Annotated in this window: 9 protein-coding genes; 7 read left to right on the top strand and 2 right to left on the bottom strand. The window is 26.1% G+C overall.

Translation table 11 applies throughout. The features are described 5' to 3' along the window. Nucleotides 1–86: 86 nt before the first annotated feature. Nucleotides 87–1,112, top strand: a complete 1,026-nt coding sequence (locus AC2TY9_RS01620) for a cytochrome-c peroxidase (protein ID WP_489779055.1) — start codon at nt 87–89, stop codon at nt 1,110–1,112. Nucleotides 1,113–1,279: 167 nt separating this feature from the next. Further along, the gene (locus AC2TY9_RS01625) at nt 1,280–2,296 is read left to right on the top strand and encodes a thioredoxin family protein (protein WP_489779056.1); all 1,017 of its coding nucleotides are present in this window, start codon (nt 1,280–1,282) and stop codon (nt 2,294–2,296) included. 4 nt (nt 2,297–2,300) lie between these two features. Here the strand turns inward: AC2TY9_RS01625 and AC2TY9_RS01630 are convergent, their stop codons facing one another. Continuing rightward, nucleotides 2,301–3,302 carry a tRNA pseudouridine(13) synthase TruD gene (locus AC2TY9_RS01630; RefSeq protein WP_489779058.1) on the bottom strand — a complete coding sequence of 334 codons (1,002 nt, stop codon included), beginning with the start codon at nt 3,300–3,302 and terminating at the stop codon, nt 2,301–2,303. A gap of 65 nt (nt 3,303–3,367) precedes the next feature. Here AC2TY9_RS01630 and AC2TY9_RS01635 point away from each other — a divergent pair, with 65 nt between their 5' ends. The 5 genes from AC2TY9_RS01635 (at nt 3,368) to AC2TY9_RS01655 (ending at nt 10,759) form a co-directional block, all read left to right on the top strand. Further along, the gene (locus AC2TY9_RS01635) at nt 3,368–3,709 is read left to right on the top strand and encodes a nucleotide pyrophosphohydrolase (RefSeq protein WP_489779059.1); all 342 of its coding nucleotides are present in this window, start codon (nt 3,368–3,370) and stop codon (nt 3,707–3,709) included. Nucleotides 3,710–3,711: 2 nt separating this feature from the next. Continuing rightward, entirely contained in the window at nt 3,712–4,230 is a 519-nt protein-coding gene (locus tag AC2TY9_RS01640) for a nucleoside 2-deoxyribosyltransferase (protein ID WP_489779060.1), read from the top strand. A gap of 384 nt (nt 4,231–4,614) precedes the next feature. Then, on the top strand, nt 4,615–6,024 hold the full coding sequence (locus tag AC2TY9_RS01645) for a sensor histidine kinase (protein WP_489779062.1): 1,410 nt from the start codon (nt 4,615–4,617) through the stop codon (nt 6,022–6,024). A 68-nt stretch (nt 6,025–6,092) separates the two neighbouring features. Further along, nucleotides 6,093–7,523, top strand: a complete 1,431-nt coding sequence (locus AC2TY9_RS01650; RefSeq protein WP_489779064.1) for a PAS domain S-box protein — start codon at nt 6,093–6,095, stop codon at nt 7,521–7,523. Then, the gene (locus tag AC2TY9_RS01655; protein ID WP_489779066.1) at nt 7,523–10,759 is read left to right on the top strand and encodes a CheR family methyltransferase; all 3,237 of its coding nucleotides are present in this window, start codon (nt 7,523–7,525) and stop codon (nt 10,757–10,759) included. Before AC2TY9_RS01650 ends, AC2TY9_RS01655 begins: the two co-directional genes overlap by 1 nt. Here the strand turns inward: AC2TY9_RS01655 and AC2TY9_RS01660 are convergent. Further along, nucleotides 10,756–13,521: a DUF3427 domain-containing protein gene (locus tag AC2TY9_RS01660; protein ID WP_489779068.1), complete on the bottom strand. Its 2,766-nt coding sequence runs from the start codon at nt 13,519–13,521 to the stop codon at nt 10,756–10,758. The genes AC2TY9_RS01655 and AC2TY9_RS01660 overlap by 4 nt on opposite strands. Between the last annotated feature and the right edge of the window lie 12 nt (nt 13,522–13,533).

Below are 13,533 nucleotides of genomic sequence, written 5' to 3' on the forward strand. Positions count from 1 at the left end.
GGAATTTTAGCTTATTTTTATTTTCCCATAATTTCCACATTTTTTTTCTTTAAAATTGTAATTATATTTCATAAGAGGAGAAAGAAATGAAAAAATCTATAATTTTGGCATCTGTTGTTTTCGCATGTTCAAGTGTGTTTGGTGCGGGGGACGCTGATTTATTAGACCAAGCTAAAAAAGCAGGTTTAAAACCAATTCCACAATCAAAACTAGAGGTTCTAAAACTAGTTGACAATCCTAAAAACCCTATTACTGACTGTAAAGTTGAACTTGGTAAAAAACTATACTTTGACCCAAGACTATCTAAATCTGGTATTATTTCATGTAATACATGTCACAACTTAGCAATGGGTGGTGTTGATGGTGTAGGAGCTGCTGTTGGTCATAAATGGACTGCTAACCCAGCTCACTTAAACTCACCAACAGTTTATAATTCTGTATTAAATAAAGCACAATTCTGGGATGGTAGAGATCCACACCTAGAAGCTCAAGCTCAAGGTCCAGTTCAAGCAGGTCCTGAAATGGCCGCTCCAAAAAGCTTAGTTCTTGACAGAGTTACATCAATGCCTGATTATGTTGCAGAATTCAAAAAAGCATATGGTCCAGATGTAAAAATCACTTTCGAACTAATCACAGACACAATTGCAGTATTTGAAAGAACTTTAGTCACTCCTTCAAGATTTGATGCCTTTATGCATGGTAAAACTGCTGCATTAACAAAAGAAGAAAAAACTGGTCTTAAAGTATTCATCGACAAAGGTTGTGCTAGTTGTCACAATGATATTGGTTTAGGTGGAACAATGATGCCATTTGATGCATCAAAATATGACTTAAATGTTGGTGGATTTACAGGAACAAAAGATGGGATGGTTAAAACTCCAACTCTAAGAAACATCGAAGAAACTGCTCCATATTTCCACAATGGTAATGTTTGGTCATTAGGTCAAGCTGTTAAACTTATGGGTGATATTCAATTGGGAATGAAAATATCAGATAAAGAGACTTCTCAAATTGTTACATTCTTAAAATCTCTTACAGGTAAAAAACCTGAAATCTCATATCCACAGTTACCAGTAATTACTGAAAAAACTCCAAAACCAGATATGAACTAAAAATTCAAGAAGAGTCTAACTAATAGACTCTTCTTTCTAAAAACTGATACCAAAAGACACTACTAATTTTAAACTCTACTTATATAAGTTTTATAAATATTTTTTATCATTCTTTTTAAGTAGAGTTAATCTACTATTTTCCTTATAAACTAAAAAAGGGAGAAGGTATGTTAAAAAAACTATTAGCTTTAGTCTTTATTGCTTCAATGTTCTTAACTAATCTAAATGCAAATGAAAAAGGGAAAGTTACTGGCGGTTCTTACCATGAATGGCCAAGTTGGTTCAAAGAGAGTTTTCTAGATATTGGGGAAGATATTGAAGAAGCAAAGGAAGAAGACAAGCATGTAATTTTGTTTTTAAGTCTTGACTTTTGTCCATATTGTACAAAGATGCTTGATGATAACTTCAAAGAAGGAGCAAAAAACCAAGAATATATTGAAAATAATTTTGATGTGATTGGAATCAATATTAAAGGAAGTAGAGAGTTAGCTTTAAATGAAGATCAAACAATGACTGAAAAAAAATATGCAGATTTTCTAAAAGTTCAATATACACCAACAATTATTTTTCTAAACCAAAACAATGAACAAGTTGTTAGAGTAAATGGTTATAGATCAGAACCAAATTTTAAACTTATACTTGATTATGTGAAAAATAAAGAGTATAAAAACATGGAATTAACAACTTATTTAGATAAAGTTAAAAACAAAACTTTTTATACTTTAAAAGATAATCCAATTTATAAAAATATCACTGATTTATCAAAAATAGATTCCCCTTTAGCTGTTATTTTTGAAGATGGAAGTTGTACTCAATGTGACTATATGTACAACACAACTTTTAAAAATAAAGATGTACAAAAAGAGATGGCTAAATATACTGTTGTAAGATTTGATGCAACATCAAAGGAAAAGATTATTACTCCTGATGGTGCAACGACAACACCTTATGACTGGGCAAAACAGATTGCTTTAGATTATAGACCAGGAATTTTACTCTTTAATCATAAAAAAGAGATAGCTAGAATTGATGCACTTTTATTTAGCTTCCACTTTAAAGAACAATTTAGATACGTAAGCGGAGAACATTATAAAGAATATCCAACATTTTTAGATTATTTAGGTCCTAGACAGCAAGAATTGATTGATGCAGGAGTTGATATTGATCTATCTGATAAAATCTAAGAGTTTAAACTCTTAGATTTCTATTAGCAATATTTTCTATTAAAACAGTTGCATAAGAAGCTTTAGGAAGTGTAAATTTAACTTTACACTTTGAAGTTTCTTTATCAAATTTAACACTTATATCAGTTGGATAAACTACTGCATCCCGTCTAAAACCTTTTTCCTGAATATAAGTATCATCAAATTTTTCTTCAATTTTTCTTGCTTCATTTATTGATCTAAAAGCTTGTCGTCCTGGAAGTAAGCCAGTTGGGACTATTTTTTTATCTTTAAAATCTTCTTCAATAACATCAGTTAAATTTTTAGGTGTAAAAAACTTATCAGTTTTATAAACCCTAAATACATCCCCCGAAAGAATTTTAAACTCATCTTTTGATAGTTTGAGTCTTTGAACAAGCCACTTATTGAAAAAATCACTTTGATACTGAGCAACTAACATTTTAGAGATTTTTTTGTCTTTAATAATCAAATCTTCATAGATATATCTTCTTGCTTTATCAAGGTTTACATCTCCATCAAAACCAAACCTTTGATAACCAAAATAATTGGGCATTCCAATTTTATTAATCTGCTTTAGAAGTTTTTCAATTTTGAAAACATCTTCTTGTTTAACTTCATGTAAATTTATCTCAAAAGAGTTTGAAATCAAATCCCCAATATTTAATTTAGTACTATGTAAAAAAGTCTCTAGAATCTCAATTTTTGGATGTCTAAATTTTTTTAAATCTTTTGCATATTTTCTTGGGATTGAAATATATTGAGTTGTTGTTGCATTTTTATCTTTTAGTCCTGCATAACCTAACTCACTCTCGTAAACTCTTAATCCTTTTGCTAAAGAATCTAATAAGTCCCAAGTTCCAAGATTTCTTTTTTTAATTTTCATGATAATAAAATTACCACGATCTGTAAATTTTATTGGCTTTTCTAAAACTTTAAAGTCATCTTCATTTTGATAAAACTTAAAATCAATTGCCTTATGTGTTTGGATAAATTCTCTTTTTGTCATCACTTTTCTTTAGTTCAATTTTCGCTATTATACAATCATACTATTTCAAAGGCTTTAAAATGAACATGGAAAAGATAGAAGGCATTATCAAAAAATTCTCAGAGCAGAGAGATTGGGATAAATTTCATAACCCTAAAAACCTTTCAATGGCACTTAGTGTTGAGGCTTCTGAACTTCTAGAAATTTTTCAATGGCTTACTTTAGAACAAGCTTCATCTCTAGATGAAAAGAAAAAAGAGCATGCAAAACAAGAGATAGCAGATATTGCTGTTTACTTAATTAGGATGTGCATGGATTTGAATATTGATTTAGAAGAAGCAATTATTGAAAAGATGAAACTAAATGAAAAAAAATACCCACTTTTTGATGAAAATGGTAACAAAATAGAATATGGTAAAAAGAAGTAAAAATGAAGAAAAAAATATATTTAGCTGGTCCAGATGTTTTTGAAAAAAACTCAATTGAAATTGGAAAACATTATGTTAAATTATGTGAAAAATATGGATATGAGGGTTTATATCCCCTTGACAATGTAGTTAATTTCAATCAGGAAAAACAAAAAATTGCACAAGATATTTTTTTAGCAAACAAAAAAATGATTGATGAATGTGATATTGTAATTGCAAACTTAGATTCTTTTAGAGGTAAAGAGAGCGATAGTGGTACAGTTTGGGAATGTGGTTACGCTTATGCACTAGGGAAAAAAGTTTATGCTTATTTATCAAGAGAAAAAAACTATATAGATCAATTTAGTGAAGAAGAAAAAGTGTTTGAAAACAACACCTTTTATGATAAAAATGGAAAAGCAATTGAGGATTTTAACTATCCCTTAAATCTTATGCTTTCATGTTCAATTTATAAGATTGTTTATGGGGATTTAGAAAAGGTTTTAAATAAAATTAGTTATAATTACATTAATTATAATTAAGGGGGACTAATCGACTCTAAATCTGTCATAAAAAGAACAAAAATAAAATATTTTATCATTTTCCTAGTACTAAGTTTTTCTACCCTGTATTTTTTAGAGTTTGTAAAGAATTTAAATAAAGAGAAGTTTTTATATGAAAAAACATTTAGTTATACAAAAGTTTATAAAATTATATATGAGCAACATCAAGAGCTCGCAAATATAATCTTTTCTGGGATATTAAATAATTCAAGTCTTGATAAAAAACTTGATAATATTCAAAATAAGTCTAAAAAGGAAAAAGATCAGTTAAGAAAACTTGTTTTTATTGAAACCCTAGGAAGATTTAAATCTTTAAAACAAAAACATGTTTCAAATATTGAATTTATTCTTAATGATGGAACAATGTTTTTAGATATGAAAGACCCTTTGAAAAATGATTATAAAATCTCAAAGAATAGAACATTGTTTAAAAAAATTAAATGGACTAAAATTCCACAAAGTACCTTTGAGATTAGAGATAATAGTTCAGGTCTTAAATTTGCTTTTCCAATAATAGAAGAGCATCAATTCTTAGCTGCACTTATTATCACTTTTAATGAGCAAGCAATAAGCTCTTTATTAATGAACCAATATAATGTAATAGCAAATATTATTCTAAGAAAAGAGTTGTTTAGTAATGAATATATAAACGATTCAAAACTATACAAAGATGCACATAAAAAAGGTTTTTTACACAATACTCTTATTTTAAAAGAGATTCAAAATAAATTTTCAAAAGATCTTCATGGATTAAAGCCAGAAGAGAAAATCACCAATATACTTTATAATATCGGGGAAAAAAGAGTGCCCGAGTCTTATTATATTGAAGATAAAAAAACAATCGCAACTATCATACCTTTGATTAATAGTATAACTAATGAGAATCAAGGATTTATTTCTATTTTAACAAAGGGCTCTACAATTGGATTATTTAATGACAATTATGAAGCTTTTTCAACCCTTTTTATATTATTTTATCTAGCATTAGTTTTATTATTTTACCAACAAAAAGTTACAAATATTATGGATAAAGAAAAACTTCGTGAGATGATGCAAAAAGATAAACAGATTTTAGAACAGGCAAAATTAGCCCAAATGGGTGAGATGTTAGGAAATATTGCCCATCAATGGAGACAACCACTAAGTGCAATAAGTACTGTAGCAAGTGGATTAAAAATAAATTATGAATATAATATATTAGATACAAAAGATATCCCTAAACAAATGGATTTAATTGTTGAAAACACAAAACATCTATCAAAAACAATAGATATTTTTAGAGATTTTATAAAAGAAGGAAAAGCTTTAAAAGATATCAATATTCAAGAAAAACTTGATGAATGTATAAATATCATTAGTGCTACAATTTCTAGTCATCATATTAAATTAATAAATGAAATAGATTATGATAAGCCAATAACACTAAAAATGATTAGTGGTGAACTTTCTCAAGTTGTTATAAATATAATAAATAATTCAAAAGATGCAATAGTTCAAAATAAAATCAAAAATGGATGGATTAAAATTACTCAAAAAACTGAAGAAAATCAAGCAGTTATAATTATTGAGGACAATGGAGGTGGTATTAGTAAAGATATCATGACAAAAATCTTTGATCCTTATTTTACAACTAAACATCAATATCAAGGTACTGGACTAGGTCTTTATATGAGTAAAACAATGATTGAAAAGCACTTAAAAGGTAAACTTGAAGTTAAAAATGGAAGAGAAGGAGCTTTGTTTACAATTAGATTACAATTAGATTACAATTAGATTATAATTTCATTCAAGTTAAATATATTATAAACATACTTTTTAGTTACATTTTGTTAATATTTAACATGGAAACAAATAATTTAGATAAAAAGTTTAGAAAATCTATACTAGTTACATTGATAATTTCTACATTAATAATATTTGTTACTTTTATTCTTCTAGAAAAGTATTATTTAGAAAATGAATTTAAAAAACAAGTATTAAATAGTTCAAGTTTAAATATTACCAAAAAAGAAAAAGAATTAAATAAACTTATTAATGATACAAAAAACTCATTAAAACATATTTCTAACTTAGAAGATTTTAAAAATGCAATTAAAACTAATCGCTTTAATCATATTAAAAATATTTTTTTAACACTATCTCAATCAAATGTTTATTTTATGCAATTAAGATATTTAGATGCCCAAGGGAAAGAGCGTTTAAGAGTTGATAGAAATAAAAATTCACCTGCTGCTTTTATAGTAGAAAATCATAAACTACAAGATAAATCATCTAGGGATTATTTTTTAGAAGCAAAAGACAAAAAAGATATCTTTATCTCTAATCTTGATTTGAATATGGAAAATAATCAAATAGAATTTCCTTATAAATCTACAATAAGAGTTGTTCTTCCAATTTTTGAAAATGAAGAATTTATGGGTGAACTAGTTATGAATTTAGAGCTTAATCTATTTTTTGATACCACATTATTTGATATTATGATTAGTAATTCAAAGGGAAAAGTCATTTTACCATTTGATAAAGAACAAAAAAACTTTGAGAAAAATATAAGAAACTATCTTCCTTCAAATATAGAGGAAGAGATTACTAAATATAAAAAATTTATCTATAAAAACTATATCTCTTATAAACTTGATACTAGTATAAAAAATGAGGTGATATTAATATTAAAATTAAAAGATGAGTATTTTAAAGAATTTCAAAAGGATCAAATTAAATTAAGAACTTTGATTTTTGGGATACTTTTGATTTTTGTTATTATTGTTATTTTTATTGTATTTAAAAAATTAAATCAACTTTTCTATTTTTATCATAAATCAAAACTAGAACAAAGACTTAAATTTAGTGATAAAGAATTTAAATCGGCAAATACTCTCTTATCTAAAAATATTGATCCTGAATTAATTCTTTCACAATCAACAACTAGTATGATTTTAACTGATGAAAATATTAAGATTCTTTATGTAAATAGTGCTTTTTCCAAGCTTTATGGTTACTTAGAAGAAGAGGTTATAGGAAAAGACCCTGGATTTTTAAGAAATGAAGATATAGAGCAAAAAGGTATTACAAAATTAAGAATGGCTTTAAAAGATGAAAAGAGTACAACAGTAGTAATTAGAAACTACACAAAAAGTGGTGAGTTGAAATATATTGAGTTATCAATTTCCCCAATTTTCAAAGAAAATTCCGATAGAATTAGTTATTATCTAGGTATACATAAAGATGTTACAAAAGAACAAAAAATATTAAAAGACTTGAAAAGAATGTTTTAATGGGGTTAAATATGGTTTATGAAGACTTACACATTGTAGGAATAGGAGCTAGTGCAGGTGGCTTTGAGGCACTACAAAAATTTTTATCAAAAATAAAAATGAATGATAAAATTTGCTATATAATAGCTCAGCACTTAGATGCCAAAAGACCCACATTACTAGGTGAACTTTTAAGTAAAAATATTGAAGTTGAAATCTTGGCAATAAGAAATGATGAAGAGATTAAAGGTAATCGTATTTATTATTGTCCCCCAAATACAAATTTTGTGATAAAAGGGGGTAAGTTTTTATTTACTGCCATAGAAAAAGACCATAAAGCAAAACCATCAATTGATAAATTTTTAAAATCTTTAGCATATGAAAAAAAAGAAAAAGCTGTTGGAATAATCTTAAGTGGTTCAGGAAGTGATGGTGCAGAAGGTATTGTAGAAATTTATAAAAACAATGGAATCACTTTAGCTGAAGATGAAAGCGCAAAATATTTTTCTATGCCAAAAGCAGCAATAGATACAGGGAAGGTATTAGCTTCTTTACCTCCTGAGTTATTGGCTGAGGGGATATTAAATGTTATTGAAGATAGAAAATATTATGAAAAACAATTTGAGATTGAAGATTCTATTGATCAGGTATTTGATATCTTAAGGGATGAAACATCTATTGATTTTAGTGCTTACAAATATGCAACTGTTACTAGACGTATTAAAAAAAGAATGCTTGACATAAAATCTGATGGAATAAATGATTATATTAAAACACTTTTAATTGATAGTGAAGAGATACATAAACTAAAAGATGAATTACTTATCATTGTAACTTCTTTTTTTAGGGACGAAGAAGCTTTTATTGAATTAAAAAATCATCTTGAAGCTTTAATAGAAAAAAAGCTTGATAACAATATTAGAATTTGGGTAACTGCTTGTGCTACAGGGGAAGAAGCTTTTTCAGTAGCAATGATTGTAAGTGACATTTTAGAGAAATTAAGACTTTCAAAAAAAGTTACAATTTTTGCAACAGATATTAGTGAAAAAGTTATTGCAAAATGTCGAAATAGAACTTTTCTAGAAGATGATTTAGAAGCTGTTCCTAAACACTATTTAGAAAAATATTTTGAAGAAAATCAAAAAGTTTATAAAGTTACTCAAAATATTAGAGATATGATTGTATTTTCTAGTCATGATATTATAAAAGACCCTCCTTTTTTAAATATGGATATGATCACTTGCAGAAACTTGTTAATATATTTTAATAATGAATTACAAAAAAGAATTTTGAGTATTTTTTATTATTCAATGAGATATGAAAGTTTACTGTTTCTAGGGAAAAGTGAAACAGTTGGAACTTTAAACACTTTTTTTACTATTGTAAATAATAAATATAGAATTTATAAGAAATTAAATGATTTAGCAAAAGTTGATTTAGAAACTTTAACTTATAGAAGAAAAAACACAGCTTCATCAAGTGTAAAATCAAATAAAGAAACTTTAGACTTAAATGATATAGATATATCAATTAATCAGGCAATTAGTTCTAGATTTGAAGAAAATGGAATAGTTGTTGATGGAATAACTTATAATATTTTATTTTTTAAAGGGGATTGCAAAGATTTTTTAAATCATCCTCAAGGTATTCAAACTAGTGATGTATTTAGAATATTAGCAGATTTTTTAAGACTTGATTTTAGAGCAACAATAAATGAAGCAAAAAAATTAAACAAATTTGTTAAATCAAAAAAAATTAGAATATTACCTGTAAGTGAACCAAAAGAATATGTTGTAATAAATGTCTATCCTTTAGAAAAAAACAAACTTGGAGATAATAATTATTTTGTTTCATTTGATAAAAGTGTTGATATGCAATCAAGTGTAAGTGAAGATAAATTTGAACCTTTTGATTTAAATGATTCAAGTTTAAGTGTATTAGAAGATGAATTGCTTACATTAAAAGAAAGACTTCAAATTACAATTGAAGAATTAGAAACTTCAAATGAGGATTTACAAAGTACTAATGAAGAACTTCAAAGTACTAATGAGGAACTTCAAAGTACTAATGAAGAACTTGAAACAAGTAATGAAGAACTTCAAAGTACTAATGAAGAATTACAAACAGTTAATGACGAACTAAATTTAACAAATTTAGAATTAGATTTTGCGAATAATGCCTTTGATAATGTATTAGCAAATATTGGAGCAAGTGTCATATTACTTGATAGTAATTTGAATATCATAAAATATACTGAAAATATTGTAGATTTCTTTGATTTATCAAAATATACCAATAACAACTTTTCAAGTGTATTATTAAATTCAAATATTGAACTTCAAAATATATTAGAAGATATAAAAAAATGTCTCTCTTCTGATGAAGAAACTAACTATGAAATTGAATATAAAAATAAATACTATGATTTTAGTATTAAAAAGATAGATTTAGAGATAATTAACAAAGAAAGAGAAAATAAAGCTATTATAATTAGTTTTGTAGATAAGACTGAAAATGTAAAACAAGATCGTATAATCTTCGAACAAGCAAAACTTGTTTCCATGGGAGAAATGATTACAAATATTTCACATCAATGGAGACAACCTCTAAGTATGATTTCTACAATAGCAAGTGGTGTTAATCTACAAATTGAAATGGAATATTCTTTAGATAATAAAAATATAGAAAAAGACATGAATTCAATTTTAGATCAAGTTAAGTATCTATCTCAAACCATTGAAAACTTCAGAAACTTTGTAAGAACAAAAGAAGATTTTAGAAAAATTGATTTAGAGAAAGCTATTAAAAAAACCATATCTTTAGTAGAAGCATCACTGAAAAACAATTTTATTACACTTGAAATACATAATTTTTCTAAAGATCTAACTATAAGTGCTTGTAGTAATGAACTTGTTGAAGCATTTATAAATATAATAAATAACTGCAAAGATGCCTTAGTAGAAAATGTAAAAGATGAAGCGGATAGAATACTTTTTATAGATATTAATAAAAACACCCCAGATACAATTGATTTAAAATTTACAGATACTGCTGGTGGTGCTAAAGAAGAGATTATTAAAAGGATGCTTGAACCATATTTTACAACAAAAGATAATGGTACAGGATTAGGATTATCAATTGTTAATAAGATAATCAGAGAAAGACATCATGCTAAAATTAATCTATCAAATGAAGAAATTACTTATAATAACAAAAACTATAAAGGCTTGTCTTTTTGTATCACCTTTAAATGTTAAACTATTTTTGTAAACTCTTCAAAAAGATTATTATCTAACTCTTTTTCTAATTTTAGTTTTAAATTTATTGGTTTATTTCCATTATATTCAATAGTATTTGCAAGTCCTAAATATATAAAAGTTTGAACTTTTTTATCAACATGGGAAAATTTCCTAATAAAAACATGTAGCTTTACGCCATGTTTTTTATTATCACACAATCTTTGTCCATCCCCTTTATCTTGTGAATGTGAGGGTTTACTAACATATGAGAAATGTTGCTTATCAAAAAAAGTATTTACATATTTTGAAGCTTTTGAGTATTTGTCTTTTTCTAAAGTTATAAATAAAAAGAAGTCATCTTTAAATTTTAAAAATCCACTTCCTCTAAAAGAACTATGGATTTTATCAAAATTACATAGTTGTGAAATATTTAACATATTATATTTTTCATAAAGTTTTAAAAATGGCATCCCATAATCTTTTATTCCAAAAGACTCTTCATAGCTTAATATCCCATAATTTAAAGTATCTTCAATAAACTCTTTTTTTCTTTTATTTTTTAATATCTCTTCAAACTCTTTAGTTTTAAAAAGTTTTTTACCTTTTAATTCAACAAGTTTTAAAAATCTTGAGATTTGAGCTGAGTCGAAATATTCTTGGTTTAAAAAAGAAAATGCATGTTCAATTGTTCTTTTTGAAACTTTTTCTAAATATTTATTTATAAAACCACTTATTCTTTCAATATCACATGATTCATTTGAAATAAGATATTTTAAAATAGCAAACTCATAAATCCTTTTTATTGGGAGTAATCCTTGTAAAAACCTACTTGCTTTTAAAAAATTTTCATCTTCACAAAGAAGTTTAAAACTTTCATCTTTTTCTACTTTTTTTAAAAATTCAATATATGATTTTGAATCACTTATGAAATTTAGTGGAGAAATAAATTCATCATAATTTATATAATCAACTAACATAGGAGTTTTATTTCCTAAATTTGATTTAAACTCATAATACTGCTCTTTTAAATATTTAGAGGCATTAAAATTTTCTTTAGTAATTTGTTCCAAAATCCTTTTTTTAGAGATTTCATCCATTAAAATATGGGCATTTTTCATATTTGAGAAATCATTTAAAATAGAAAATTTCAAACTCTCTTTATCAATTATTCTATTACCATTTAAAGCAATTGCTATTAAATATGCTCTATTATGATTCCCAATAAAATCTAAAAGTGTTAGAAAATCTTTCCCTTTTGCTTTTCGCAAACCCCTTCCTAATTGTTGGGTAAAAACAATAGGAGAATTTGTTGGTCTAAGCATTAAAACTGTATTAATAGAAGGGATATCAAGGCCTTCATTAAAAATATCAACGGAAAAAACCACTTCTAAAAAGTCTTCATCATCTTCCAGTCTTTCAATGATTTTTTCTCTATGTAAAATATTATCAGTACTTGTAAGATGTGTTGAACTTATCCCTTTTTTATTAAACTGTTCACTCATAAATTTAGCATGTTCTTTTGAGACACAAAACCCAAGAACTTTCCTTTTCTCTCCTGAGTATCCATAAAAGTTCATCTTTTCTATAATAAAATCAACTCTTGAATTTACCATTAAAAGCTTTGCTACACTTTGAATATCTTTTAAGTTGGTATCTGAATAATCAATAGTATCAATATCACTTATTCCAAAATAATGAAAAGAACTAATTAAATTAAATTCTAGGGCATCATTTAATCTAATATCGCAGGCAATATTCTCATCAAAGATTTCATAGATTGAATTTTTATCCATCCTATTTGGAGTTGCCGTTAACCCCAATAAAAATTTGGGAGTAAAATAATTGACAACTTTTTCATAACTTGGACTAGCAATATGATGGGCTTCATCAACAATTATATATTCAAATTCATCTTTTTTAAAATCTCGATAATTTAAACTAAGAGTTTGTATAGTTGCAAAAAGATAATCACTATTTTCTTTTTTATTTCCAGTAAATAAACCACATGAAAAATCACTTATAAGTGATTCAAAACTTTGTTTCGCTTTTAATAATATATTTTCTCTATGAACTATAAATAAGATTTTTTTAGGTTTAAAAGCTTTTACATCAAGGGCGGAAAGATATGTTTTTCCTGAACCTGTTGCAGCAATTGCTAAAGCTTTTTTTTCACCTTTCTGTCTTAAAAAATCTAATTTTTCTAAGGCCTTTTCTTGCATAAAGTTTGCAAGAATCTGTTTTTTAGAGCTAAAACTTTTGAAACTATTTTGAATTTGTTTTTTATAACTTCTATATGAATTTAAAAAAGATTCATCAACGATTGTTGATAATCTCCAAAGTTGATTAAACTCATTTAAAATCTCATTTGAAAACTCTTCATCTTTTTTTAGTATTGTTTTTAAATTCCACTCAATGTTCTTTTTGAAAGCACTTGAGGTTATATTTGAAGAACCTAGAACAATTTTATATTCATCTTTAAATTCAAAGATATAAGCTTTTGCATGGAAACCAATCTCATTACTATCAAAGATTTTAAGTTCAATATTTTTAAACTCTTTTAACTTTTCTAAGGCCTTTATTTCTGTAAAATTCAGATATGTAGAACATAGGATTTTCCCCTTTATTCCCCTTTCATCAAGACGTTTAAAAATATCTAAAAGTAGTTGAACCCCAGAAAAGTTTATAAAAGCTACATTGAAAATAAAACTATCACATTCAGTCAACAAAGAAGAGATATGATTATAAAAGTTTGAGTTTTGATTGTTTGTAATTAATTTCAAATATATTTATCT

The organism is Arcobacter sp. ISO1, assembly GCF_058105185.1.